The following is a 24,174-nucleotide window of genomic DNA, read 5'->3' as shown; positions in this document are numbered from 1 at the left end:
TGATTACGCCTTCGAACGCGAACGAGTGATGGCCTGCCAGACGAATCCAACAATGACACCACCCAAGATCGCGAAGATCCATGTTGGCAGATCGAAGAATGCGTCGTTGACGTTGATATTGAAAATAGCTGAAGCGATCCAGCCGCCGAGCAGTGCGCCGAGGAGGCCGGTGAGCAGTGCACCGAGCCAGCCTCCGCCTTGCTTGCCGGGCAGGATCATTCGTGCGATCGCACCTGCGATGAGTCCCAAAACAATCCAAGCGATGATGCCCATGATGGCTCCTTTCATCTGTGAGTGACGTTCAGGTCTTGAACGTTCTAATCTGAAGGCTACTAGTCAGTGGCCTTGACGCCACGGGTTGAGCGCCGCTGAATTCTGCGACCGCCGAGCAGCGGCACTGCCAGTACGAGTCCGACAGCAGCCACGGCCGCGCCGGCCAGCGGAGTCACCTGAACGCCGAACCCAGCTTGAAGCACGCCAGCACCGATCCAAGCTCCCATCGCATTGGCCATGTTGAAAGCCGAGTGGTTGAATGCTCCGGCCAGCTGGGGCGACTGCGGCGCCGAATCCACGAGGATGACCTGCATGGCGGGGGAGAGTGCTGAGGCAGTCGCTCCGGCCGTTAGGACGAAAACGCACGACAGGATCCACCAAGGGGAGGTCAAACCGAAAAGTGCCAGCGATGCTGTGAGTGCTGCGATCATCACGATTACGGTAAAGACTGGCCTGGTATTCGCCATCTTTCCGCCCAGGAGGGTGCCGGCCACGCCTCCGACGCCGTAGATCGCAAGGACCAGTGGAATCAGCGAAGCGGGCATGCCGCCCACCTGAACAGTAATTTCTGCGATGTAGGTGTAGAGGGCGAAAACACCGGCGAAGCCGATCACCGCGACGATGATCGCCTTCCACAGACCCGCAGACTTCAACCCGGAGAGTTCACGACGGATGGAGGCGTTCTCCGGGGCAGGAACGCGCGGCACGAGCAGGAAGACCAAGAGCACGGTCAGCGAGGCCAGCACGGTCACCAGGATGAACATGGAGCGCCAATGGGTGATTTGGCCCAGCCACGTGGCGGCGGGGGCACCAACGAGCATGGCCCCAGAGAGTCCCGCCAAGACCCACGAGATGGCTTGTCCTCGACGTGCCGGGCCTGCGAGATGTGAGGCGGCCAATGCGGCTGCTGAAAAATAGGCGCCATGAGGCAGCCCCGAAATGAATCGTGCGGCAAGCATCGATGTGTAATCCGGCGCAAAAATGGAGCCGAAGTGGCCGAGCGCGAAGAGAACCATCAGCAGACCAGCCGACATTCGGCGGTCGAGTGTAGCCAGCGCGGCTGCCAGAATCGGGGCGCCGACCACGACGCCGATCGCGTAGGCAGAAATGAGGATGCCACCTGAGGGTAGATCCACGCCAAGATCCTCGACCGCCTGGGGAAGTAACCCCATGATGGTGAATTCGGTGACGCCGATAGCAAAGGCGCCCAAAGCAAGAGCGAGGACCGCCGGAATCAAAGGATAAGTACGTCCGCTAGCCGAGCGCGGAGCAAAGGAAAACGTCACTAGCCAAGTTTAGGGACCTCAGAACACGCTCTCAACGCAGAAGACCTCGGAACGGCTCCTCTCGGACGTCGGATTGATCACAACGGCGGATGTGGGGAGGCGTTGTTGGAACTATCATCGAGACCATGAGTCGTGCCTCCTCCTCTGCGGTGCCTACGAGTACGCCGCCATCTCAGTCGAAAAAGAAACGCGGGGTCGTTGGTGCTGCGATACTCGATACTCGGGAATCGAGGAAGCAACTACTCGCTGCTCGGCGCAGTGCTCCAGAGGCTCTGGCTGGCCTGTGGGAATTTCCTGGTGGAAAAGTGGAGCCCGGGGAGAATGCAGAGTCGGCGTTGATCCGAGAGGTCAAGGAAGAACTGGGTGTCGAGATCGAGCTGGGGGACGAGATTCGGTCCGATCACCCAGACGGGTGGCTCTTGGCTAACGGAGCTCGCATGCGAGTCTTTGAAGCCTGGATCGTCGCCGGTGAAACAGCGCCCTTGGAGGACCACGACCTGCTGGAGTGGACTGATGTGACGACTGAGGCACTGTACCGACTGGAATGGATTCCCGCCGATTTCCCTATCGTCGACGCCCTTTTGGCGCGTTTCGGCGAGTAGACGCTCAGTCGAAAAGGCTGGGCTGGAGTGGCGCAGGTTCTCGCAGCGTGGACGTCTCGGCGCCGAAGTCCGGTGCGGCGGAACGCGGTCGCTCTGGGAGAGCGCGATGTGCAGACCCGTAGTGAAGTCCCATCCGAGAAGCCACAGAAACGGCTCGACGACTCAGCGCACGTCGATAACTCTGTGGTGCGTAGGACCCGTGGGCGTAAAAGTTTCGGTAGCCGGCTAGCAATTGTGGATGTTCGCGTTCAATCCATTCGAGGTACCACTGCCGTGCGCCAGGGCGAAGGTGCAGCGCACCAGCTTGGATCTGGTGTGCGCCAGCGTCCCTTACCGCAGAAAAGAGGGACTCGAGATCGTCCTCGCCATCCGTCAGCCAGGGCAAGATCGGCATGGCCATGACGGACACTTCGGCACCGGCCTCAGTAAGTTTCTCGATTAGCTTGAGTCGGGCGGTGGGGCTCGGTGTTCCAGGTTCGACCCGAGCGGCCAACGCCGGTTCGAGGAGCGCTAAGGACACCCCAACCTGGATAGGTACCAGGCTGGACGCTTCTTTGAGAATCGGCAGATCGCGTTTTAGCAGTGTGCCCTTGGTGAGTAGCGAGATCGGCGTTCCGGAATCAGCCAGAGTGCGGATGATTCCCGGCATAAGCTGATATCTACCCTCGGCACGCTGGTAGGGATCGGTGTTGGTGCCCAGTGCCACCATTTCTCGGGTCCAGCTGGGGCGATTCACTTCGGCCTTCAAGACGTCGGCGATGTTTACTTTGACCACGATCTGCTGGTCGAAGTCTGCTCCTGCGTCGAGATCCAGGTAGGTGTGGGTGTTGCGTGCGTAGCAGTAGACGCAGGCGTGCGTGCATCCCCGATAGGGGTTCACCGTCCAGCGGAACGGCATCGATGACGCTGCGGGAACCTGATTGAGCGCCGACTTGGCCAGAACTTCATGGAACACGGTGTCAGCGAATTGGGGAGAGGTGATGGAACGCTGCAGGCCAACGAGGGGCAAAGTGGCGGTGCGTCCGGCTGGAATGCCGGGGGAGTCCGCCGGTTGCTCGTCATCGGCCTGCAGCATCTGCGCTTCCCATCGCATGCTTCTATTGAAACACCTGTTCTGGGATTAAGCAAGCAAGTGTTCGATGTTCTATAGAAGGGGTGTCCCTTCTGACGGCGAGGCATTTACGATGGATGATCATGAGCTTCACGCATGAAACTCCGACTGTATTGCTGACGGGATTCGAGCCCTTCGGCGATGACGAGCACAATCCGTCAGCCACCGTTGCTGATGCGGCCGCCCGTGCCTTGCTGGGGTCAGGCGTTCAGGTGGTCTCGGCTGTGCTGCCCTGTGAGTTTGCCACCTCGCACGAGGTATTGTTCGACCTCATCGCTCACCACGAACCCGAAGTTGTAATTTGTCTGGGGCTGGCGGCCGGACGGTCGCAAGTCGGCGTGGAGCAGGTCGGAATCAATCTCCAGCAGGCGCGGATCTCAGACAATGCCGGATGTCAACCCAACGGGACACCGGTTGTCGTTGGTGGCCCCGACGGAATCTTCGCCACGCTGCCCGCTCGTCGCATCGTGTCAGCGGCGGGGGAACTGCCGGTGGAGCTCTCTTTGAGCGCGGGGACTTTCGTCTGCAATCACGTTTTCTACGCGTTGATGCATGCAGTCGAGATCGGCGCGTGGGGTGAGCACAGTCCGAAATCTGCTGGATTTGTCCATGTTCCCTGGGACACCGATGTCTCCACGGTCTATCCGGGAATCCCCCTGGCGGAGAGTGTGGCTGGCGTGTGTCATGTGGTGGAGGAAACTCTGAAGCACCTTAGCGACCCAGACGCGCCCGAGGCCGACACCACTCAGGGGGCCGGCCTCGGAACATTGCACTGACCGGGTTGGTCACTGCTGAAGCACTACGCGGGCTGCCGAGCCGCCTCTGCCGATGCGGTTGCCTCGTTCTTCGGGGAAACCGGCTCAATAATCTGCGGACCGAAGCGCTTGTGCTGAATCAGCTGCAACGCGACGAACACACAGGTCACCGCGGTGCCTGCCCATACGAACACGGGGGATCCGACATGAGCGCCGAACAGGGACTCTGTCCATCCGGTCCACTCGGGAGCGGTCATCACCATGAACCCGGAGATGGCCAGGACGATCCGCTGCCATCCGGGCACCTTTCGTACCAGATAGCCTTCGATTGCCATCGCCACGGCGACCAGCGAGATACAGCCGGTGATGGTCGCGATGACCACTTCGGAGGGTGGCCCGGTCATCAGTAGTGCCGAATAGGCGAACATGAGCGGGATGAAGTAGAGCCCCTTGGCGAAAATCCACGCATGGAATGCTGATTTCATGGGCGAGGAGTTCGCGATGCCGGCGGCCACGAACGCTGCCAGCGCCACCGGTGGGGTGACATTGGAATCCTGGCTGTACCAGTAGACGATCAGGTGCGTGACGATCACGGCCAAGCCGAGTTCCTGCAGGGCAGGTCCGGCGAGGATGATCAGCACGACATAGGACGCAGTCACCGGCAGACCGACGCCGAGCAACAGTGACGCCAGGGCGACCATGATCAGGGTGAGCAGCAGGCTACCGGCGAAGGCGCTCACCAGCACATCCGAGATCACGAGGCCCAGGCCGGTGAGGCCAACCACGCCAACGATGATGCCGGCGATGGCGCAGGCCGCGGAGACGGGCAGGGTATTACGTGCAGCGATGACGAACACCTCACCCATGTCTTTCAGACTCAGCCGGCTGATGCCGCGCAGCATGGCCACGATGAAGAGAGCGCCGGTGGCGTAAAGACCCGCGCGGCCCGGAGGCACGTACTGCAGCAGCAACACGATGAGCAGCACGAGCGGAGCCAGGAAGTGCCATCCGCCCTTCATGACTTCTTTGAGCACCGGGAGCTGTTCTTTGGTCATACCCGCCATGCCACGCTTGCGCGCCTTGATGTCGACGAAGAGGTAAACGGTGCCGAAGTACATCAGCGCCGGGATAATCGACACCAGCACAATATCCGCGTAGGGGATGCCGGTGCGCTCGGCGATGAGGAAGGCACCGGCACCCATGATGGGCGGCAGAATCTGTCCGCCGGTGGAGGCAGCTGCTTCCACACCCGCGGCCTCTTCCTTCTTGTAACCGACTTTCTTCATCATCGGAATGGTGAAGGGGCCGGTGGTGGCTACGTTTCCCAAGGCGGTGCCGGAGATGGAACCCATCATGGCCGAGCCAACCACCGCACCCTTGGCGGGACCGCCGGGGGAGCGGCCGGTGAGGCAGAAGGCCAAACCGATGAAGAAGTTACCACCTCCGGTTTTTTGCAGCACCGCACCAAAGAGCACGAAAATGAACACGAAGGTCACCACCACGCCCAAGGTCAAGCCGAGAATGCCGTCGTTGCCGAGATACACGTAGCTGGAAAGGCGCTCGATGGTCGCGCCACGGTGGCCGAAATCTCCAGGGAACCAGGGGCCGGCCCAGGCATAGAACATGAAGAACAGCACCAGCACGGACATAAACCAGCCCACGGTGCGTCGGGTGGCTTCCAACAGCAGCACGGTCATCACGAGTCCGAGTACCCAGTCCGTGGTCTCGTAGGCGCCGGCGCGGCGAGCGAGTTCCGCGGCGTTGACGATCGGGTACACGGAGACCACCACGGCCGCGGCGATCAGCCCGAGATCGACCAGGAGCATTGGGACGGAGCGCCCGAACTTGTTCTTGAACGCGGGCACGGTGAGGAAAATCAGGGTCAGGACAAAGAGCAGGTGGATGAGCCGCTGCTGGCGGGCATCCAAGCTGTATGTCACACCGATGTAGATCTGGAATCCGCCAAGGCCCAATGCCAGGGCCAGAATGATCCAACCCAGCAGCTTCTGGAATCCGCCGGTGCCCACTCGCTGTTCGGCGAGGCGATGCCACAGGGGCGTGTCGGAATCGGTTTCCTCGGAGTCGTCATCCTGATCGACCCCGGTGTTCATCCGTCGAAGTTCTTCGGGGAGCAGCTGAGCGCCGTGGCGCTCGGCGGCTTCTTCCACCGCTGATTGGCTCATGAATCTTCCTCATTCTGGTACGTGTCCCCGGCGCATGCGGGGTCATCGGGCGTAGTGAACAGGGTGAGTGTGGAGACCCGGGAAGCGCTAATGGTGATGCGTTCGCCGGGCAGGCACACTGAGAGTCGTAGTTCGTGTTCGGCTGATGTAATGCGGTGATCGATGCGGGTGGCTCCGGCGCGCAGGTGCATCTGGCTGCCGATGTCACGCTCCAGGTCATCGACCACCCACCAGTCGCCGTCGGCGCGGCCCTGACCTTCGCCGTCAATATGGCCCATGCCGGCACCGAATTGCTTCAGTCGGGTACGTTCGACCACCAGCTCACCCTCAGTCACGCGCAGGTCCTCTTCGATCGGTAGCCCGTCGATGGAATGGATGTAGCTGAGGGTGAAGGCCTCGGTGCGCCAAGCGGCCAGCCGATCCTCATCGTGATCCACGGTGACCGCCGGCCAGAGGGGGACCAGGAGACCGAAGCCGATTGCCGTGACCAGTAGCGCCGCCACCAGCCCGCCAATCACGCGACGCGATCGACGAGCCGGCGGCTGTGAACGCGGGGTGCTCACGGTGGTGGCGTCCTTAACCCTGCAGGTCCTCGGGGACCTCGACGTCGTTGTCCTGGAAGTAGCGGACGGCACCGGGGTGGAAAGGCACGGGAGCGTTTTCCACGTTGTCGAAGGTCAGGTAATCCGCGGCCGGGGCGTAGACATCGGTGATGGCGTCGACATTGTCGAAGATGGCCTCGGTGAGTTCGTAGGCCTGTTCTTCGTTGAAGTCGGCGGGCACGACCAGCACGTTCCATACGGCGATGGTTTCGACGTCCTCGTCGACCCCGGAGTAGGTGCCACCGGGGATCGTGTGTGCCGTGTAGCCGCCGTCGCCTTCGGTGATGGCGGTGATCTCGTCTTCACACATCGGAACCAGGGCAACATCATCGGTGGCGGCTAGTTCGTTGATGCCGCCGTGCCCCTCGCCAACCACCCAAGAGCCGGCATCCAGGCCGCCGCTGGTCAAGGCGTTGGTGGTTTCGGCATATCCCAACTGGCTGCGGGTGATGTCGGAGGTGACGTCGAGGCCGAGGGATTCGAAGACCTGGTTGGTGGTGGCTTCGTTGCCGGACCCCACATCGCCCACTGAATATCGGTGGCCCTCAATATCGGAGAAGCACTCGAGCCCGAGCCTATTCTGAATGCTGGCCAGAGTGACGGTGTGATAAACGTTCGGATACAGCACTGCGATGGCTTTGGTCTCGATGGGCTCTTCGCCGTCGAAGTCACCGGTGCCGTTGTACGCCTGGTCAGCGGCATCGCCCTGGGTGACGGCGATGTCGGCGGAGCCGGAGGCGATGAGCCGGATGTTCTCCACAGAGGCGCCGGTGGCTTCCACGGAGGCCGAGGTGCCCTCCACATGGTCGTCGATGATGCCGGAGAGCGCGCCGCCGATGGGATAGTACACCCCGGCTGTGCCGCCAGTGACGATGGACATGGTGCTAACGCGGTCCTGCTCCTCGCCGTCGCCGCCTCCTCCTGATTCGGCGGGCTGGCTGCAGCCGGCGACAATCAATCCGACCGTGGCCGCCAGGGCAAGGGTGGCGGTGGTGCGTCGTGTGGCAGACATGAGGACTCCTGTGATTCGGTGGTGAGTGATCCTGTCGAAGCGGCAGACCGTGAGATACGTCACGTCGCCTCTTTCACGCTATGAGCTGTGTCACACTGAAGTCATGTCCCGAGAGAAAGCTTGAGGAAGACTTGAGGAAGGCTTGAGGTAGAACGACGATGACGGAACAGCCAGCCCCTCCGCGGCGACGCGTGCGTGCCGGGATGGTGGTTTCCCTGGCCGCGGTGGTGGCGCTGGCCGGTGGTGGTGTCTGGTGGACCGTGCACGAACGTGGTGGCGCCGCACCCGAACAGCTCACGTTGGTCTCGGGATTGCCCGGCGGGGTGTATCACTCGCTGGGGGAGGCGCTACAGCATGCGACCGAGGGCACTGATGCACAGGTGACGGCGCGGCAGACGGCGGCGTCGGTGGTGAACCTGGAGATGCTGGCGAGCGGTGAGGCAGATGTGGGCTTCGCGCTCGCCGATATTACCGCCCTGGCCGTCAGCGGGGAGGGGCCCTTCGAGGAGCCGCTGGGGATTCGCACGGTGGCCAGACTCTATGACAACCACACCCACCTGGTGGTGCTCGAAGACAGTCCGGTGGAGCAACTCACCGATCTCGCCGGCGGGACGCTCTCGGTGGGCGCGGCGGGCTCGGGCACCGAATTTTTGGCCCACCGGTTTCTGGAGATCGCCGGGCTGGACGCCGAGGCCGGGACGGACGCGGTGCAGCCGGTGTCGATGAGCCTGACAGAGTCCGTGCATGCCTTGGAACACGGGCGGGTGGACGCGTTCTTCTGGTCGGCCGGGGTACCGACCCAAGCGGTGACGGAGCTGGCCGAAAGGACGTCGGTTCGATTGATTGATCTTTCCGAATGGGCGGCCCCGCTGACGGAACGACACGGGGCGCACTTCGAGGAGGTGCCGATCCCGGTGGACACCTACCCCGGGGTGCCCGGGGTGCGATCGGTGGGAATCTCCAGTCTGCTGGTGGTGCGTGAGGATTTGGGCACCAAAACGGTGGAGCAGCTGACTGAGACGCTGTTCGATTCCCGCGCGGATTTGGTGCAGGTGCATCCCGGGATCCGGCAGCTCAGTGAACGTACGGCGATCGGGACGCTACCGGTGCCACTGCACGAGGGCGCGGTGAACTACTACGAACGGGCCAAAGTAGCGCATCGTTCTGCCTTGGAGAACTGAATCAGTGATCCAGGGCGGCCGTGGCGGCGGGTAGCCGGACCACCGCGCGGAGCCCGTGCGGGGATCGCGTCTCCAAAGTGAGAGTGCCCTCGTCGAGCTCCAGGAGGGTGACGACGATGGACAGTCCGAGTCCGGCCCCACCAGCGACGTCGAGACCAGCGGCATTTCGGGCGGTGCCGTTGCGCCAGAAGGGCACCAAGGCTTGCTCGAGTAGTTCGGTGGGGATGCCCGGCCCGTCGTCGTCGACGATCAATTCCACGGTGCCCTCCGCGAGCCGACGCGCCTGCAAGGTCACGGTGACACCGTCGCCTCCGAATTTCAGCGCGTTGTCGATGAGCACATCCAGCGTCTGATCCAGGGTGTGCTCGACGAGGTGCACGGCCAGGTCCTCCGGTACCTCGACCTCTACGCGGGCCTCACGGCGGGCGGCGACCGGTTCCCAGGCCCGCTGCCGCTGCAGGGCGACGGCGTGCAGGGGGACCAGCACTTTCTCAGGGTCGACGTCGGCGGCGCGGGCGAGATTCAGCAGGCCTTCACAGGTGCGGGTGAGGCGGTCGAGTTCTTCCAGCGCGGCGCGGTGAGCGGGCAGTCGTTCCGGAGGAAGCGCGGCGCCGAGGGCTTCGACGCGCAGTCGCACACCGGCCAGCGGGTTGCGGATTTGATGACTGGCGTAAGCGACGAAGTGACGCTGACGGTCCAGGATCTCGGTGATGGTGGCGCTCATCTGGTTGAAAGCGTGGGCGAGGTGCTTGAGCTCGCCGGGGCCGTCCAGCTCGGAGACGCGCGCATCCAACCGGCCGCGGCTGATGTCCTGGGCGGCATCGGCCAGCCGTGCCACCGGGCGCATCACCCACTGGCTGAGCGGGCGTGCCGCCCATACTCCTAGCACCAGGGCCAGCGCCACGCCCGTGGCAATCATGAGCCACTGCAACAGGATGGAACGGTGGAGGTCACCGGTGGGCGAGGCGGTGACCACCACGCCGACGGTCTCATCACCGGTGTTGATCGGCTCGGCGATGAGCAGCTGGCGGACGGACCACGGCCAGATCCGCGGCTCGGATTCCTGGCGCAACCCGGCCAGTGCCGTCATCACAATTTCTCCGGGTAATCCCGCAGTCTCAGGGGCGAATCCGGCGGCTTCCTGGAGCGTCTGCAGTCTCACGTCAGGAGAGGAAGCAGCCACGAGCCGGGCGTCGGCGTCGAGCACGACTGCGCGGATCCCATAAAGCTGTTCGTAGATGCTCAGCTCGGCCTCGGTGGAGTCCACCCGGCCGGTGAGAATGGCGTTCTCGGAGAGCGAGGCGAACCGGGCGGCATCGGCTGTGCGGTCCATCACCAGGGTGTGGGTGGCGCGATCGACGACGGCGACACTCAGCGGTACAGCCAGCCCGAGGGTGGCGACCACGAGCAGGGTGAAGTAGATGGCGGTTAGCCGGCGGTGCATGGGGTGGCCATCAGCCGGTATCCAACGCCGCGCACCGTCTCGATGAGCACCATGTCGTCGTCGGCGAGGGCCGCGAGTTTCGAGCGCAAGGCGCTGATGTGGACTTCGAGCGAACGCGCGGTGCTGGGATAGACGGTGCGCCAGACGCGGAGCAGCAGCCGGTCGCGGTGCACGGTGCGCCCGTGGTCTTCCATCAGTGCCGCCAGCAGCTCGAACTCCTTGACGGTGAGGCTCAGTGCGGTGCCCGAGACCCGGGCCTCGCTAGCGCCCAGGTCCAGCTCGAGTACGCCCGCACGCAACGTGGTGGGTCGGGACCGGGTCATGCGACGTGCCACGGCTTCGATGCGTGCGGTGAGCTCGGCGATGCTCACGGGTTTAGACAGGTAATCATCTGCTCCGGCCCGCAACCCCTGGATACGATCCACCGTCTGGCCGCGGGCGGTGAGCACGATGATCCCGGCATCGCGCATGTCGTAGCGAGCGCGCAGACCCGAGAGCACTTCGAGCCCGTCCATATCGGGCAGCCCCAGATCCAGCAGCACGAGGTCGGCGGTGTCTGCGGACAGCGCGGCGGCGCCGGTGCTCACGGAGGTGACGGCGAAACCGTGACTCTCCAGCACATCGGCCAGGGCGCTGGCCAGGCGCGTATCGTCTTCGACCAGCAGAACTCGGATCATGTGCTGATTCTACGGTGTGTCCGCCGCCACCTGGGAGGATGGGCTCGATATCCGCCGTCGGCCAGGCCCGCGGCACGTTCGAAGGGGTTCGCGCTCGCGGTATCCCCGCACACTGCCAGAGACACCGCAACACTGACCGCGTAGAGGATGAGGAAGGGGAGCCCTAAGCAGAACGCGTACTGGCTGACGTGACGGTCCTCGTGGCGTAGTAGCGCCTCGGTGCAGCGTACGCCGGGGCGGACCAGGATCACGTTGCCGATGGTGATCGCTCCGCCGTTCGGGAAGCCCCAGGTGTATCCCTGAGCCAGCAGCGTGCCTCGCGGGCCCGGACGCAAGGTGGTTCTGCTGGCTACGGCGATCAGCAGGCCGAGCACGGTGGAGCCGTTGAGGAGATTCCACCAGGTCCGCACCGTCGACATGAGGTGAACCCTACCGGACACGTCGGAACACGTGTCGTGTGGCTCGGGGCGGAGTCGATAGACTGTGCTTCGTTCCCCTGAACCAGCCGTACGAGTATCAAAGGCGTGTGCTTCGAAATGTCCGACCAGTCCTCCGTGACGGACCCACAGAGTCCCGATCGCGTCGAGATCCCTTCGCCGACCGATGCCGAGGCCGTCCAGGCCAGCGTGCAGGTGGCCCTGGACGCATTCGACGCAGCCACCACCCTGGACGAGCTGAAGACGGCTCGCCTGGCGCACACCGGTGATAAGGCTCCGCTGACCTTGGCCAACCGCGCCATCGGTTCTCTGGCCAAGGAAGACAAGGCAACCGCTGGTAAGACCATGGGCCAGGCCCGCGGCCGGATCAACCAGGCGCTGGCGGCCCGCACCCAGGTGTTGGAAGAAGAATACGCCGCGCGCATGCTGGTCGAAGAGACTGTAGACGTCACCACGGCTGTGCGTCGTCGTCGCGTGGGGGCTCGTCACCCGCTGTCGGTGCTGCAGGAGCGAGTCTCGGACATTTTCATCGGCATGGGGTGGGAGATTGCCGAGGGGCCCGAGCTGGAGAGCGAGTGGTTCAACTTCGACGCGCTGAACTTCCTGCCCGATCATCCGGCCCGCGAAATGCAGGACACGTTCTTCGTGGAGCCCGCCGAAGCGCACCTGCTGTTGCGCACTCACACCTCCCCGGTGCAGGTCCGCTCCATGATCGAACGCGGCGCACCGGTGTACGTGCTGTGCCCGGGACGCACCTTCCGCACCGATGAGCTGGACGCCACCCACACTCCGGTGTTCCACCAATTCGAGGGGCTTGCTATTGACCGTGGGCTGACGATGGCGGATCTGCGCGGCACCCTAGAGTACTTCGCCCGGCAGATGTTCGGCCCCGAAGCCGAGATCCGTCTCCGCCCGAATTTCTTCCCGTTCACCGAGCCCTCCGCCGAGATGGACATCTGGCACCCCGGCGCCAAAGGCGGTCCCCAGTGGATCGAATGGGGCGGCTGCGGCATGGTGCACCCCAACGTGCTGCGTGCCGCCGGACTGGACCCGGAGGAGTTTTCCGGTTTCGCGTTCGGTATGGGCATCGAACGCACCCTGATGTTCCGCAACGACGTGTCCGATATGCGCGACATGATCGAAGGCGATATCCGCTTCTCCCAGCACTTCGGAATGGAGATTTGATTCATGCGTATCCCGCTGTCTTGGCTGGGTGAATTCGTCCCCGTCGCCACTGATGCCACCGCTGAGTCGGTCATGGCCGATCTGGTGCGCGTTGGTTTTGAAGAAGAGGACGTGCACCGCCCTTCCGACGAGTTGACCGGGCCCATCGTCGTCGGCGAAGTGCTCGAGATGACGCCCGAGCCTCAGAAGAACGGCAAGACTATCAACTGGTGCCAGGTGCGTGTGGTGCCCGAAGGCACCGAGCAGACCCTCACCGGCGACGGCATCGACCCCTCCGGCGTGCAGGGCGTGGTGTGCGGCGCGCACAACTTCACCGTGGGCGACAAAGTGATCGTCACCCTGCCCGGGGCCGTGCTGCCCGGAGACTTCCGGATCTCCCCGCGCAAGACCTACGGTCATGTTTCTGCCGGGATGATCGCCTCGGCCCGCGAGCTGGGCTTAGGGGATGTCCACGACGGCATCATCGTCCTCTCCGAATGGGGCCTGGACCCCGAGGTCGGCACCGATGTGCACTCCCTGCTGCACCTGGACGACGAGGCCGCCGAGATCAACGTGACGGCAGACCGCTCCTACGCGTTCTCCATCCGCGGGGTGGCTCGTGAATACAGCCACGCCACCGGCGGGACCTTCACCGACCCTGCCGGGCAGGTTCAGCCCCCGGCAGCCGACGGCGAGGGCTATCCGGTGCGCCTTGATGACGCTGCCCCCATCTACGGGGTGCCCGGCTGCGACCGGTTCGTCACCCGTACCGTCACCGGCATCGACACCACCCGTCCCACCCCGGCCTGGATGGCACAGCGTTTGCGCCTGGCCGGGATGCGCTCCATCTCCTTGCCCGTGGACATCTCCAACTACGTGATGTGGGAACTCGGTCAGCCACTGCACTTCTACGACGGCGACAAGCTCTCCGGCGAGATCGTGGTGCGCCGGGCCCTGCAGGGCGAAACCTTGGTGACCCTTGACGATAAGCAGCGCAGCCTGAACACCGAGGATCTGCTGATCACCGACGATCGCGGTCCCATCGGCCTGGCCGGCGTCATGGGCGGCGCGGACACCGAGGTGGGGGATGAGACCACCACGATCGTCATCGAATCCGCCCACTTCGACCCGGTCTCCATCGGCCGGACCCGGCGTCGCCACAAGCTGCCTTCGGAAGCGTCCAAGCGCAATGAGCGCGGCGTGGACTGGGAGGTGGCCGATAAGGCCGCCGAGCGGGCCGTGCAGTTGCTGGTGGAACTGGCCGGCGGTACCGCAGCCCCCGGCATCACCGACGTCGGACAGCGCCCGGAACCGGTGGCCATCACCTTGCCGTTGCAGGCGCCGTCCAGGCTGATAGGCGTGGACTACCCGGCCGAGCAGATCGTTTCCGTGCTGGAACAGATTGGGGCCACCGTCGAGCGCACCCAGACCTCGTCGGGCGAAGACGCAATCAACGTGACCCCGCCGACCTGGCGGCACGACCTGGCCATCCCGGAAGACCTCATCGAGGAGATCGCCCGACTCGTCGGGTACGACATCATTCCGGCTACCGTTCCGGTGCCGCCGCCGGGCCGCGGGCTCACCCGCACCCAGGCCCAGCGCCGCCGGGTGGCCCAGGGGCTGGCCGATGCTGGCTTGGTGGAGACGTTGGCCTACCCGTTCGTCTCTGAGGCCCAGAACCGGCAGTTTGGTACCCCTGACGCCGGGGCAGACGTGCCGGCCGTGCACCTGGCCAACCCGATCTCCGCCGAGTTTGGTTACCTGCGCACCTCGCTGCTGCCCGGACTGCTAGAAACCGCACGCCGCAACCACGGCCGTGGCTTCCGCGACTTGGCCCTGTACGAGCTGGGTCAGGTGTTCCTGCCCGGTGAGCGACTGGGTTCTTCCGAGATCCCGCCGCTGGGCGCACTGCCTGCACCCGAGGTGCTGGCCGAGCTCAACGCCGGCATCCCGAACCAGCCGCAACGCGTGGCCGCCGTGTTTATCGGACATGACTCCGCCCCGGGGCCGGGCCACGATCCGCGCCCCTGGGACTGGCAGGACGCCGTATCCACGGCCCTGGACATTGCCGATCTGCTCGGTGCCACCCTCACCGTGGCGCAGGGCGCCCATCAAGCGTTCCACCCGGGTCGCACCGCCGCCCTGCAGTTGGCCGACGGCACCGTGATCGGCTACGCCGGGGAGCTGTTGCCGAAGCTTCTGGAAAATTCCGACCTGCCGGCCCGCACTGTCGCCGTCGAACTGGATCTGGACGCTCTGGCCGCGACCGCACCGGATGTGGTCGAGGCCGAGCCGCTGTCCACTTTCCCCGCGACCACGCAGGACGTGGCGCTGGTGGTGGATGCCGACATCGCGGCCGCCCAGGTGCAGCAGACTCTGGCCACAGCGGCTGGCGAATTGCTCGAGGAGATCGCACTGTTCGACGTATACCAAGGACCCGGCGTGGACGAAGGCAAGAAATCGCTCGCCTTCAGTTTGCGTTTCCGGGCCGCGGACCGCACCCTGACCGCTGACGAGGCCTCGGAGGCCCGTGCCGCGGCTACTGCGGCAGCCGTCGAGCGGTTCGGTGCCGTCCAGCGCTGACCCGGTGACCACCATCTGGCTGGGCGACGACGCAGGCGTTCGTCCTCGGCCAACCGTGCCGCCAGATCGGACGGGCAGGCCTCACCGCCGAAAATCAATGGGCGCACGTTTTCCAGGGCTTCCGGCGGCCACAGTGCGACCAGGGTCGGCACGGTGGAGACCACATTGATCGAGCGGGACACCAGCCAGGGGCCAAGGTCCATGCCGGAGCGAACCAGGGAGCGCGGGGCGGGCAGCAGGCAGGCGCCCGATCGCCAGGCCAGCCACATTTCCTCACGGGAGGCGTCAAAAGTCACCGATAGCCCGGCGAGCACCAGGTCGCCGGGACCCAAGGGGGCCGGCTGCAGGAAAATCCGCGCCTCGGCATCCACAAAAGCTGCGGTGTTGCGGTGGGTCACGGCCACACCCCTCGGGGTGCCGGTCGAGCTGGAGGTGAAGATCATCCAGGCGTCGTCGTTGGGCCCGGGCAATCGCGGCTCCGGGAAGGGACGGGGACGGGAATCGCTGACCTGGATCTCCCCGGACGTCAGAATCGCAGCGACCTTCGCCTAGGAAAACACCAGCCGCGCACGCCCACCCGGTCTCCGGCACCGATGCCGGCGGCGTACAGGTCGCGGCCCAGCGTCTTGACCTCGTCGAGTAGCTCCGCATAGGACAGAACGGAGTCGCCGTCGTCCAGGGCCGGGGCCTCCGGGTGTTCTCGGGCGGTTTCGCTCAGAATATCGATCAAGGTCCGTACCGCAGGAGCCCGCTGAGCGGCGGGCAGCTACGGCAGATACGTGCTCACGGTGACGGAGGCCTTCCTTCGGGGATCCACTGGGGATCGCGCCTAGCGATCCCACGCCAGCAAGGTGAACCCCAGGTGTCCTCCCCGGTAGCATGAAGTAGCGAGCACCAGCACGACGACGAAGGGTGAGTGCCCCGCGATGAGCATGGACCGGCAACCATGGGAACTGAATCCCACCGAGTTCACCGCCGAAGAACGCCGTGATCGGACTCGGGGTCGGCGAGTGGTTAGCGTGTTGGCGCTGATCGTGATCGGGGCCCTGCTGTGCTCGACTCTGATCGGGCTGTTCATCTAGCCCGGTCGCGCACTCAGACGGTGAGAATCACCTTGCCGGTCGTCTGGCGCCCCTCCAGTGCGGTGTGGGCCCGAGCGGCCTCCGCCAGGGGCACACGGTCGCCAATGCGCAGGTTCAGGGTGCCCTCCTGGAGCGCGGCAAACAGTTCCTCGCCCCGCCACGCGGTTTCTTCACCCGTGGCGGTGTAGGCCGCCAGGGAGGGCCGAGTGACAAAGAGAGAGCCCAAGGCATTGAGCCGCTGCAGGTCAAAGGGCGGCACCTGTCCCGAGGAGCCACCGAAGAGCACCATCATCCCGCGGGGGCGCAGCGCGGACAGCGATGCTTCGAACGTGTCTTTGCCAACACCGTCGAAGACCACGTCCACGCCCTTGCCGCCCGTGCGCTCGCGGACGCGGGTGGCGACATCGTCGTAGTCAAATACCTCGGTGGCGCCCGCCTGGAGAGACAGTTCCTTCTTCTCTTCCGTCGATGCCGTGGTGTACACGGTGGCGCCAAGGCTGACGCACAGCTGGGTGAGTACCAGGCCCACGCCGCCGGCCCCGGCGTGCAGCAGCACCGTGTCCGAGGCCGACACCGGGTAGGTGGAACGGCACAGGTAATGGGAGGTCATCCCCTGCAGCGGCAACGCCGCAGCCTCGGCCAGATCCATGGTCTCGGGAACCCGAAGCAGCTGCTCGGCCGGCGCCACGAAGTGTTCGGCGTAGGTGGCGCGTCCAGCCGCGGTGGCCACCCGGTCACCCACCGATACCGTGGTAACGTTCTCGCCCACCGCGACGACCTCGCCGGAAGCCTCGGTGCCCGGGGTGAACGGCGTCGTCATCGGGTACACGCCGGAACGCTGGTACGTCTCGATGAAATTGAGCCCAGCAGCGGCGGTGCGGATCAGCACCTCGCCGGCCCCGGGGGTGGGGGTGTCCACGGTGGTCCAGGTCAGGGCTTCAGGGGCGCCGGTCTGCTCGACGACGATGGCACGGTGCTGGGCGGGGATCTGTGAATCGCTCTCGGTCATGGTTCCACCGTATCCCGTCCACCGAGCCCACGACACCGTGCATAATTATTTGTGTGATATTGGCCGGACTGCATAATTTCTGTATCCTTGACCTATGAGTCTTACCGTCGCCGTTTCAGGAGCCAGTGGCTACGCCGGGGGAGAGGTGCTGCGCCTGCTCAGCACGCATCCCGAGGTGACCATCGGATCGATCACCGCCCATTCCAATGCAGGACAGCGGCTGGGGAGCCTGCAGCCGCATTTGCACTCCCTGGCCGACCGCGTGCTCGAAGACACCACGGCCGAGGTATTGGCCGGGCATGACGTCGTCTTCCTGGCCTTGCCGCACGGGGCCAGCGCGGAGATTGCTGCCCAGCTTCCGGCCGACACCCTGGTGATTGACGCCGGAGCCGATCACCGTCTCGAATCCGCCGACGCCTGGCAGCAGTTCTACGGTTCAGAGCACGCCGGGCACTGGCCCTACGGCCTGCCCGAGCTGCCCGGCCGGCGCGAGCACCTGCGCGGGGCCCGGCGCATCGCCGTACCCGGCTGCTACCCGACGTCGTCGTTGCTGGCACTGAGCCCCGGCTACTCCGCCGGGCTGCTGCAGCCCGAAGACGTGGTGATCGTGGCAGCCTCCGGCACCTCCGGCGCGGGCAAATCGACGAAGCCGCATCTGCTCGGCTCCGAGGTTATGGGTGGGATGAGCCCCTACGGTGTCGGCGGCGGCCACCGGCACACCCCCGAGATTGAGCAGGGGCTGAGCTGGGCCGCCGGAGAGTCGGTCCAGGTCTCCTTCACCCCCACGCTGGCGCCGATGGCCCGCGGCATTCTCACCACCGCCACCGCCAAGCTGCGTCCCGGTGTCACCGAGGCCCAGGTGCGTCAGGCCTACAGTGACGCCTACGCCGACGAGGAGTTCGTGCACCTGCTGCCGGAGGGACAGTGGCCGGCTACGAAGTCCGTGCTGGGGTCCAACCACGCGGTGCTGCAGCTCGCGGTGGATGCTCACGCTGGGCGCGTCATCGTCTCCGCTGCGATTGACAATCTCACCAAGGGCACCGCCGGTGGTGCCGTCCAGTCCATGAACATTGCCCTCGGCCTGGCGGAGAACGCCGGCCTGGCCCACCAGGGAGTCACCCCATGAGCGTCACCGCAGCCCAAGGATTCCGCGCCTCCGGGATCGCCGCCGGTATCAAATCCAACGGCAACCCAGACTTAGCACTCGTCGTCAATGACGGCCCCGATCACCACGCCGCCGCGGTGTTCACCTCCAACCGCGTCGTCGCCGCGCCGGTGATCTGGTCGCGCCAGGCGATCACCGACGGGCGGGCCGATGCCGTGGTGCTGAACTCCGGCGGGGCCAACGCGTGCACCGGCGCCCCGGGGTTCCAGGACGCCCACGCCACCGCCGAGAAAGTCGCCGGCACCCTCGGCCTCTCCGCCCTCGATGTTCAGGTCTGCTCCACCGGGCTGATCGGTGAGCGCCTGCCCATGCCCGAGCTGTTGGCCGGGGTCGACAAGGCCGCTGGTGAGCTGAGCGAGGACGGCGGCGACGCTGCGGCCGTGGCCATCATGACCACCGATTCGGTGCCCAAGACCGCTGTGGTCTCCGGTGCGGGCTACCAGGTCGGTGGGATGACCAAGGGGGCCGGCATGATCGCCCCCGGCATGGCCACCATGCTCGCCGTGGTCACCACCGACGCCGTCGTCGATCCCGCCACTCTCACCGAGCACCTGCAGGACGCGGTACGGGTGTCGTTCAATCGCGCCGATTCCGATGGTTGCATGTCCACCAACGACACCGTGATCCTGTTGGCCTCCGGCGCCTCGGGAGTCACCCCCGACCCGGCGCAGTTCCGTGCCGAGCTCACCGAGTTGTGCTCCTCCCTGGCCCGGCAGATCATTGCCGACGCCGAGGGCGCCAGCCACGACATCGCCATCACCGTGGTCAATGCCGCCAGCGAAACCGACGCCGAGGAAGCAGCCCGCGCGGTAGCCCGGTCGAACCTGTTCAAGACCGCTATTTTCGGCCGCGACCCGAATTGGGGGCGCGTACTGGCCGCCGTCGGCACCACCGACGCCGAATTTGAAGCAGACCAGCTGGACGTCTCCATCAACGGGGTCCAGGTTTGCCGTGCCGGTGGTATCGGCGACTCCCGCGACCTCGTGGACCTGGAACCGCGCGAGGTCCAGGTGCTCATCGACCTGCACGCCGGAGAGCAGACCGCCACCATCTGGACCAACGACCTCACCCACGAGTACGTGCACGAAAATTCCGTCTACTCCAGCTGACTCGAAGAAAGCATCCCCATGAGCATCCCCCATCACAACCACCCCAGCGAGGCCGCGGCCAAAGCTGCTGTGCTCGTTGAGGCACTGCCGTGGATTCAGCAGTTTGCCGGCACCACCATGGTCATCAAGTACGGCGGCAACGCCATGGTCTCCGAGGACCTGCGCCGCGCCTTCGCCGAGGACATCGTGTTCCTGCACCACTGCGGCATCCACCCCGTGGTGCTGCACGGGGGCGGACCCCAGATCAACACCATGCTGGACAAGCTCGGCATTGCCTCCGAATTCCGTGGCGGGCTGCGCGTGACCACTTCCGAGGCGATGGATGTGGTGCGCATGGTGCTCACCGGTCAGGTGGGTCGTGAGCTGGTCGGGCTGATCAACTCCCACGGCCCTTACGCGGTCGGACTCTCCGGCGAAGACGCTGGGCTGTTTCGAGCCAAGCGCCGCACCACCGTGGTGGACGGCGAAGAGGTCGATCTCGGTTTGGTCGGGGAGGTCACCAGCGTGCACCCGACCGCCATCCGTGACCTGGTGGACCACGGCCGAATTCCGGTGGTCTCCTCCGTGGCTCCCGAAATCGGCGACGACGGCGAACCCACCGGCGAAGTGCTCAACATCAACGCCGACACCGCCGCCGCCGCCCTGGCCAGCGCGCTGGGTGCGTCGAAAATGGTCATCCTTACCGACGTCGAGGGGCTCTACTCCGACTGGCCGAACCGGGACTCCCTGGTCTCCAGTATCACCGCCGATGAGTTGCGCCTGCTCCTGCCGAGCCTGGAATCCGGCATGATCCCCAAGGTTGAGGCGTGTCTTAAAGCCGTCGACGGCGGGGTCGCTCAGGCTCACATTGTTGACGGGCGCGAGCCGCACACCATGCTCTTGGAAGTCTTCACCACCGCCGGGGTGGGCACCCAGATTCTGCCTGATGACCCGGCCGGCACCGATCAGAAAGCGAGCGTGACCCCATGAGCGCACCGTCCACCGACCCCGATACTGTGGGAACCGACGGCGAAGAGCTGATGCAGCGCTACCGCACTGCCCTGACCGGCGTCTTCGGTACCCCGCAACGCACCCTGGTCCGCGGAGAGGGGGTGACCGTGTGGGACGCCGACGGCCACGCCTACACCGATTTGATGGCTGGTATTGCCGTCAATGCGCTCGGCCACGCCCACCCGCGCCTGGTGGCCGCTGTCACCGAGCAGCTGTCCACTCTGGGACACATCTCCAACTTCTTCACATCGGTGCCGCAGATCCAGCTGGCCGAACGCCTCTTGGAACTCTCCGGGGCGCAGGCCACCGGTGGCACCGTGTTCTTCGCGAACTCGGGCACCGAAGCCAACGAAGCCGCGTTCAAATTGGCACGCCGCCACGGTGACGCCACCCGCCACCGCATTCTCGCGGTCGAGCACGCCTTCCACGGCCGCACCATGGGAGCCCTCGCCCTCACCTGGAAGGAACAGTACCGCGCTCCCTTCGCCCCGCTGCCCGGCGGGGTGGAGCACCTGCCTTTCGGTGATCAGGACGCCATGGTGTCGGCCATTGACGAGACGGTCGCGGCGGTGATCCTGGAACCGGTCCAGGGCGAATCCGGGGTGAACGCGTCCCCGGCGGGCTACTTGGAAGCCGTACGCGAGGCCTGCACCCGTCACGGCGCCCTCCTGATTTTCGACGAAGTGCAGTCCGGCATGGGCCGCACCGGTACCTGGTTCGCCCACCAGAACACTCAGGTCACCGGCGGCGCCCGCGTCATGCCCGACGCGATGACCCTGGCCAAAGGCCTCGGCGGGGGCATCCCCATCGGCGCCCTGGTGTGTTTCACCGAGGCCACCTCGCAGCTGCTGACCGCCGGCCAGCACGGCACCACGTTCGGCGGCAACCCGATGGCCACCGCCGCCGGGCTCGCCGTCATTGAGACCATCGAGCACGACGGTCTGCTGGAGCATGTTTCTGAACTCGCCACTGCCGTGTGCGACGCCGCATCCGGTATCGGCCACGTCCAGGCGGTGCGGGCTTTTGGCGGGCTCATCGGGATCGACCTCGACGTCGAGATCGCCCCCGCCGTGGTCGCCGCCGCCCTGGAAGCCGGGTGGATCATCAACGCCACTGGGCCGCACACCCTGCGCCTAGCCCCGCCGCTGATCATCGACGCCGATACCCTGCGCACCTTCCTGCAGCAGCTGCCCGCGCTGATCGACCGCGCCCTGACCGCCACCGAGACGAAGGCTTCCTCATGATCCGCCACTTTCTCATCGACACCGACCTGAGCCCGGCCGAGCAGAGGGAGGTCCTCGACCTGGCCGCCCTGATGAAAGCCGAGCCCTACCGTTTCCGCCCGTTGGAAGGCCCGCAGACTGGGATCGTGCTCTTCGATAAGACCTCCACCCGCACCCGGGTGTCCTTCTCGGCGGGCATCGCCGCGCTGGGTGGCTCCCCGCTGATCATCAACCCGGGGGAGTCCCAACTGGGACACAAAGAGACCATTTCCGACTCAGCCCGGGTCTTCGCCCGGATGAGCTCGGTGGTCATCTGGCGCACCTTCGCCCAGGCCCCGTTGGAGGAATTGGCCGAGCACAGTTCGGTGCCCGTCATCAACGCGCTCACCGATGACTACCACCCCTGCCAGTTGCTGGCGGACCTGCAGACCATCCGGGAACACAAAGCCGATGCGTCTGGGTCCATCGAAGGACTGACGATGACCTACCTCGGCGACGCCGCCAACAACATGGCCAACTCGTACCTGCTGTCCGGGGTCACGGCGGGACTACACGTGCGCATCGCCGGCCCCGAAGGGTATCTGCCCGCCGAGGACATCGTGAAGGCCGCCCGTGAGCGCGCCGAACAGACCGGGGGATCGGTGCTCATCACCACCGACGCCGCCGAGGCGTTGGCCGGGGCCGACGTCGTGGTCACTGATACCTGGGTGTCCATGGGGCAGGAAGACGAAAAAGAACAGCGCCTGCAGCTCTTCCGCGACTACACCGTCGACGCCGCGGCCATGGCGCAGGCCGACGATCAGGCGATCTTCCTGCACTGCCTGCCTGCCTACCGTGACTACGAGGTGACCGCCGAGGTGATCGACGGGCCGCAGTCGGTGGTGTTCGATGAGGCCGAGAACCGGCTGCACGCGCAGAAAGCCCTGATGGCGTGGCTTCTTTATGCCTCCGGACTGGCCGAGATTCCCGCAGATCTTCAGTTGCCGGAAGCCCAAGCCGCGCGCGGGCAGTCCACCGGGACCTCGGCATGAGCGTGCCCGCCACCAAAACCGCTCGGCAAGCCGCCATCAAGCAGGTGCTGGCCGAGCGGCCCGTGCATTCCCAAGCCGAGCTGATGGAACTGCTCGAGGCCCAAGGGATGAGCGTCACCCAGGGCACCCTGTCCCGTGACCTCGTCGACCTGGGCGCCTACCGGGTGCGTGACGGGCAGGGGCAGGTGATCTACACGGTGCCTGAGGAGGGGCCGGCCGGTCAGGAACGTGCCTCAATCCGCACCTCGGAGGCTCACGAATCCCGGTTAGCCGCGCTGTGCCGGGAACTATTGGTCTCCGCAGACGCCTCCGCCAATATTGCGGTGCTCCGTACCCCGCCCGGGGCCGCGCAGTATCTGGCCTCGGTGGTGGATCAATCCCGGGTGGACGAAATCCTAGGCACCATCGCCGGTGATGACTCCATCATGGTCGTCTCCCGCGACCCGGACGGCGGGCACGCGCTCGCCGCCCGGTTCCTGCGCTACACCGAATAAGGCTCAGCTGCCGGGTAGCGAAACAACCTCGTCGTCGGCCGGTAGCTGAACGGGCTCGACGGCGTTCCAGTCGCTGAATTCGACGGTGCCCTCAAGGCTTTCGGAATGCGACTCCAGGCGCACCAACTCGCGGTCCTCATTGAGGTAGACCGAGAAGGGTTCGCCGTTCTCGGCGGTGCCGGAGTACTGGTAGAGCACGGTGCCGTCCTCATCGACCTTCTGCACCTCCAGGTCCTCGGTTTCCGTGGCCTCGGCGCCGGTGAAGGTGCCGGTCAGGGACTCATAGAAACCGCTGATGGAGAATTCTCCGGGACCTTCGAGCTCCACCCAGCCGTCGCCGACCATCTCATTGAGGGCTTCGGCGTTCTGCCCGGTGAAGTAGTCCTCATTGCCCCGCAATACGGTGCGCCCGTCCACGGAGCGGATTTCCAGCTCGCTCTCGCCCTGGGTGATGGTGCCCACGAAGTTGGAGTCGTCGAGTTGCCCGGAATATTCCGAGGTGTAGGTCGTGTCGTCACTGGGGTCGGTGCCCTCGAACGACATGGCGACTGACTCGGCTTCCTGCAGTTTCTGGTACGCCTCGGGCCAGGCCTCCTCAAAGCTGGGCGCGCCACCGCAGGCGGTCAGGGCCAGCGCGCCAGCAGCAGCTAGCCCCATCACGGACAGGCTGCGTGCACGACGACGCACAGTACCTGGCACGAATCGAGCAGCGGCGGGGGAGCGAGTGGTGGTGAACATGGGGATCTCCGATCGGATCGTGG

At 65.3% G+C, this 24,174-nt stretch carries 23 protein-coding genes and 1 pseudogene; 12 read left to right on the top strand and 12 right to left on the bottom strand.

Annotated features, from left to right (window positions below; translation table 11 throughout):
* Positions 1 to 3: 3 nt before the first annotated feature.
* Together P8192_RS09415 and P8192_RS09410 are read right to left on the bottom strand one after the other, a co-directional pair.
* Positions 4 to 273: a GlsB/YeaQ/YmgE family stress response membrane protein gene (locus P8192_RS09415; RefSeq protein ID WP_278156523.1), complete on the bottom strand. Its 270-nt coding sequence runs from the start codon at positions 271 to 273 to the stop codon at positions 4 to 6.
* A gap of 59 nt (positions 274 to 332) precedes the next feature.
* A complete protein-coding gene (locus P8192_RS09410; RefSeq protein ID WP_278156522.1) occupies positions 333 to 1,559 on the bottom strand; it encodes an MFS transporter in 1,227 nt (408 codons plus the stop codon).
* A gap of 125 nt (positions 1,560 to 1,684) precedes the next feature.
* Here P8192_RS09410 and P8192_RS09405 point away from each other — a divergent pair, with 125 nt between their 5' ends.
* Positions 1,685 to 2,161: a (deoxy)nucleoside triphosphate pyrophosphohydrolase gene (locus P8192_RS09405; RefSeq protein WP_278156520.1), complete on the top strand. Its 477-nt coding sequence runs from the start codon at positions 1,685 to 1,687 to the stop codon at positions 2,159 to 2,161.
* Positions 2,162 to 2,165: 4 nt separating this feature from the next.
* Here the strand turns inward: P8192_RS09405 and P8192_RS09400 are convergent, their stop codons facing one another.
* Positions 2,166 to 3,254 carry an Rv2578c family radical SAM protein gene (locus P8192_RS09400; protein WP_278156517.1) on the bottom strand — a complete coding sequence of 363 codons (1,089 nt, stop codon included), beginning with the start codon at positions 3,252 to 3,254 and terminating at the stop codon, positions 2,166 to 2,168.
* A 62-nt stretch (positions 3,255 to 3,316) separates the two neighbouring features.
* On the opposite strand from P8192_RS09400, the gene P8192_RS09395 reads away from it, so the two are divergent.
* Positions 3,317 to 4,048 (top strand): pyroglutamyl-peptidase I, encoded by a 732-nt coding sequence (locus P8192_RS09395; protein WP_278156516.1) that lies wholly within the window; start codon positions 3,317 to 3,319, stop codon positions 4,046 to 4,048.
* Between the two features lie 23 nt (positions 4,049 to 4,071).
* Here P8192_RS09395 and P8192_RS09390 read toward each other — a convergent pair whose 3' ends face one another.
* From P8192_RS09390 to P8192_RS09380, 3 genes are read right to left on the bottom strand one after another with little or no spacing between them, the layout of a single operon-like run.
* The gene (locus tag P8192_RS09390) at positions 4,072 to 6,210 is read right to left on the bottom strand and encodes a TRAP transporter permease (RefSeq protein ID WP_278156514.1); all 2,139 of its coding nucleotides are present in this window, start codon (positions 6,208 to 6,210) and stop codon (positions 4,072 to 4,074) included.
* Positions 6,207 to 6,773 carry a DUF1850 domain-containing protein gene (locus tag P8192_RS09385; protein WP_278156512.1) on the bottom strand — a complete coding sequence of 189 codons (567 nt, stop codon included), beginning with the start codon at positions 6,771 to 6,773 and terminating at the stop codon, positions 6,207 to 6,209. Before P8192_RS09385 ends, P8192_RS09390 begins: the two co-directional genes overlap by 4 nt.
* 13 nt (positions 6,774 to 6,786) lie before the next feature.
* Positions 6,787 to 7,824, bottom strand: a complete 1,038-nt coding sequence (locus P8192_RS09380; protein WP_278156510.1) for a TAXI family TRAP transporter solute-binding subunit — start codon at positions 7,822 to 7,824, stop codon at positions 6,787 to 6,789.
* Positions 7,825 to 7,982: 158 nt separating this feature from the next.
* Here P8192_RS09380 and P8192_RS09375 point away from each other — a divergent pair, with 158 nt between their 5' ends.
* Positions 7,983 to 9,005, top strand: coding sequence for a TAXI family TRAP transporter solute-binding subunit (locus tag P8192_RS09375; protein ID WP_278156508.1), 1,023 nt, complete (start codon positions 7,983 to 7,985; stop codon positions 9,003 to 9,005).
* Between the two features lies 1 nt (position 9,006).
* On the opposite strand, the gene P8192_RS09370 is transcribed toward P8192_RS09375, so the two are convergent.
* The 3 genes from P8192_RS09370 to P8192_RS09360 are packed head-to-tail and all read right to left on the bottom strand — an operon-like array spanning position 9,007 to position 11,545.
* Positions 9,007 to 10,449, bottom strand: a complete 1,443-nt coding sequence (locus tag P8192_RS09370; protein ID WP_278156506.1) for a sensor histidine kinase — start codon at positions 10,447 to 10,449, stop codon at positions 9,007 to 9,009.
* Positions 10,434 to 11,126, bottom strand: a complete 693-nt coding sequence (locus tag P8192_RS09365) for a response regulator transcription factor (RefSeq protein WP_278156504.1) — start codon at positions 11,124 to 11,126, stop codon at positions 10,434 to 10,436. Before P8192_RS09365 ends, P8192_RS09370 begins: the two co-directional genes overlap by 16 nt.
* Complete coding sequence (locus P8192_RS09360; protein ID WP_270104943.1) at positions 11,123 to 11,545, bottom strand: hypothetical protein; 423 nt, start codon at positions 11,543 to 11,545, stop codon at positions 11,123 to 11,125. The genes P8192_RS09365 and P8192_RS09360 overlap by 4 nt, the downstream gene beginning before the upstream one ends.
* A 117-nt stretch (positions 11,546 to 11,662) precedes the next feature.
* Here P8192_RS09360 and pheS point away from each other — a divergent pair, with 117 nt between their 5' ends.
* Entirely contained in the window at positions 11,663 to 12,748 is a 1,086-nt protein-coding gene (gene pheS, locus P8192_RS09355; protein WP_278156501.1) for a phenylalanine--tRNA ligase subunit alpha, read from the top strand.
* 3 nt (positions 12,749 to 12,751) lie between these two features.
* The gene (gene pheT / locus P8192_RS09350) at positions 12,752 to 15,310 is read left to right on the top strand and encodes a phenylalanine--tRNA ligase subunit beta (RefSeq protein WP_278156499.1); all 2,559 of its coding nucleotides are present in this window, start codon (positions 12,752 to 12,754) and stop codon (positions 15,308 to 15,310) included.
* Here the strand turns inward: pheT and P8192_RS09345 are convergent.
* Positions 15,226 to 16,076, bottom strand: a pseudogene (locus P8192_RS09345) (AMP-binding protein); the annotation flags it as partial. The gene pheT and the pseudogene P8192_RS09345 overlap by 85 nt on opposite strands.
* A 166-nt stretch (positions 16,077 to 16,242) precedes the next feature.
* On the opposite strand from P8192_RS09345, the gene P8192_RS09340 reads away from it, so the two are divergent.
* On the top strand, positions 16,243 to 16,392 hold the full coding sequence (locus P8192_RS09340) for a hypothetical protein (protein WP_278156497.1): 150 nt from the start codon (positions 16,243 to 16,245) through the stop codon (positions 16,390 to 16,392).
* Positions 16,393 to 16,405: 13 nt separating this feature from the next.
* Here P8192_RS09340 and P8192_RS09335 read toward each other — a convergent pair whose 3' ends face one another.
* Entirely contained in the window at positions 16,406 to 17,401 is a 996-nt protein-coding gene (locus P8192_RS09335; protein ID WP_278156495.1) for a quinone oxidoreductase family protein, read from the bottom strand.
* 94 nt (positions 17,402 to 17,495) lie between these two features.
* Here P8192_RS09335 and argC point away from each other — a divergent pair, with 94 nt between their 5' ends.
* The 6 genes from argC to P8192_RS09305 are packed head-to-tail and all read left to right on the top strand — an operon-like array spanning position 17,496 to position 23,413.
* The gene (argC, locus tag P8192_RS09330) at positions 17,496 to 18,527 is read left to right on the top strand and encodes an N-acetyl-gamma-glutamyl-phosphate reductase (protein ID WP_278156493.1); all 1,032 of its coding nucleotides are present in this window, start codon (positions 17,496 to 17,498) and stop codon (positions 18,525 to 18,527) included.
* On the top strand, positions 18,524 to 19,675 hold the full coding sequence (argJ, locus tag P8192_RS09325; protein WP_278156491.1) for a bifunctional glutamate N-acetyltransferase/amino-acid acetyltransferase ArgJ: 1,152 nt from the start codon (positions 18,524 to 18,526) through the stop codon (positions 19,673 to 19,675). Before argC ends, argJ begins: the two co-directional genes overlap by 4 nt.
* Positions 19,676 to 19,693: 18 nt before the next feature.
* Positions 19,694 to 20,644: an acetylglutamate kinase gene (argB, locus tag P8192_RS09320; RefSeq protein ID WP_278156489.1), complete on the top strand. Its 951-nt coding sequence runs from the start codon at positions 19,694 to 19,696 to the stop codon at positions 20,642 to 20,644.
* Complete coding sequence (locus P8192_RS09315; protein WP_278156487.1) at positions 20,641 to 21,909, top strand: acetylornithine transaminase; 1,269 nt, start codon at positions 20,641 to 20,643, stop codon at positions 21,907 to 21,909. Before argB ends, P8192_RS09315 begins: the two co-directional genes overlap by 4 nt.
* Positions 21,906 to 22,919, top strand: a complete 1,014-nt coding sequence (argF, locus tag P8192_RS09310; protein WP_278156485.1) for an ornithine carbamoyltransferase — start codon at positions 21,906 to 21,908, stop codon at positions 22,917 to 22,919. Before P8192_RS09315 ends, argF begins: the two co-directional genes overlap by 4 nt.
* Positions 22,916 to 23,413, top strand: coding sequence for an arginine repressor (locus tag P8192_RS09305; RefSeq protein ID WP_278156483.1), 498 nt, complete (start codon positions 22,916 to 22,918; stop codon positions 23,411 to 23,413). Before argF ends, P8192_RS09305 begins: the two co-directional genes overlap by 4 nt.
* Positions 23,414 to 23,416: 3 nt before the next feature.
* On the opposite strand, the gene P8192_RS09300 is transcribed toward P8192_RS09305, so the two are convergent.
* Entirely contained in the window at positions 23,417 to 24,151 is a 735-nt protein-coding gene (locus P8192_RS09300) for a hypothetical protein (protein WP_270104954.1), read from the bottom strand.
* Between the last annotated feature and the right edge of the window lie 23 nt (positions 24,152 to 24,174).

The organism is Citricoccus muralis, assembly GCF_029637705.1.
Lineage (GTDB): Bacteria > Actinomycetota > Actinomycetes > Actinomycetales > Micrococcaceae > CmP2.
The sequence above is the reverse complement of the archived record's forward strand: the minus strand, read 5'-3'. Positions and strand labels throughout refer to the sequence as shown.

What these genes read in the sequence shown, in the direction of transcription:
- P8192_RS09415 (WP_278156523.1), bottom strand. Translation starts at nt 273, where the DNA reads ATGGGCATCATCGCTTGGATTGTTTTGGGACTCATCGCAGGTGCGATC.
- P8192_RS09405 (WP_278156520.1), top strand. Translation starts at nt 1,685, where the DNA reads ATGAGTCGTGCCTCCTCCTCTGCGGTGCCTACGAGTACGCCGCCATCT.
- P8192_RS09400 (WP_278156517.1), bottom strand. Translation starts at nt 3,254, where the DNA reads ATGCGATGGGAAGCGCAGATGCTGCAGGCCGATGACGAGCAACCGGCG.
- P8192_RS09390 (WP_278156514.1), bottom strand. Translation starts at nt 6,210, where the DNA reads ATGAGCCAATCAGCGGTGGAAGAAGCCGCCGAGCGCCACGGCGCTCAG.
- P8192_RS09380 (WP_278156510.1), bottom strand. Translation starts at nt 7,824, where the DNA reads ATGTCTGCCACACGACGCACCACCGCCACCCTTGCCCTGGCGGCCACG.
- P8192_RS09375 (WP_278156508.1), top strand. Translation starts at nt 7,983, where the DNA reads ATGACGGAACAGCCAGCCCCTCCGCGGCGACGCGTGCGTGCCGGGATG.
- P8192_RS09370 (WP_278156506.1), bottom strand. Translation starts at nt 10,449, where the DNA reads ATGCACCGCCGGCTAACCGCCATCTACTTCACCCTGCTCGTGGTCGCC.
- P8192_RS09365 (WP_278156504.1), bottom strand. Translation starts at nt 11,126, where the DNA reads ATGATCCGAGTTCTGCTGGTCGAAGACGATACGCGCCTGGCCAGCGCC.
- P8192_RS09360 (WP_270104943.1), bottom strand. Translation starts at nt 11,545, where the DNA reads ATGTCGACGGTGCGGACCTGGTGGAATCTCCTCAACGGCTCCACCGTG.
- pheS (WP_278156501.1), top strand. Translation starts at nt 11,663, where the DNA reads ATGTCCGACCAGTCCTCCGTGACGGACCCACAGAGTCCCGATCGCGTC.
- pheT (WP_278156499.1), top strand. Translation starts at nt 12,752, where the DNA reads ATGCGTATCCCGCTGTCTTGGCTGGGTGAATTCGTCCCCGTCGCCACT.
- P8192_RS09340 (WP_278156497.1), top strand. Translation starts at nt 16,243, where the DNA reads ATGGACCGGCAACCATGGGAACTGAATCCCACCGAGTTCACCGCCGAA.
- P8192_RS09335 (WP_278156495.1), bottom strand. Translation starts at nt 17,401, where the DNA reads ATGACCGAGAGCGATTCACAGATCCCCGCCCAGCACCGTGCCATCGTC.
- argC (WP_278156493.1), top strand. Translation starts at nt 17,496, where the DNA reads ATGAGTCTTACCGTCGCCGTTTCAGGAGCCAGTGGCTACGCCGGGGGA.
- argJ (WP_278156491.1), top strand. Translation starts at nt 18,524, where the DNA reads ATGAGCGTCACCGCAGCCCAAGGATTCCGCGCCTCCGGGATCGCCGCC.
- argB (WP_278156489.1), top strand. Translation starts at nt 19,694, where the DNA reads ATGAGCATCCCCCATCACAACCACCCCAGCGAGGCCGCGGCCAAAGCT.
- P8192_RS09315 (WP_278156487.1), top strand. Translation starts at nt 20,641, where the DNA reads ATGAGCGCACCGTCCACCGACCCCGATACTGTGGGAACCGACGGCGAA.
- argF (WP_278156485.1), top strand. Translation starts at nt 21,906, where the DNA reads ATGATCCGCCACTTTCTCATCGACACCGACCTGAGCCCGGCCGAGCAG.
- P8192_RS09305 (WP_278156483.1), top strand. Translation starts at nt 22,916, where the DNA reads ATGAGCGTGCCCGCCACCAAAACCGCTCGGCAAGCCGCCATCAAGCAG.
- P8192_RS09300 (WP_270104954.1), bottom strand. Translation starts at nt 24,151, where the DNA reads ATGTTCACCACCACTCGCTCCCCCGCCGCTGCTCGATTCGTGCCAGGT.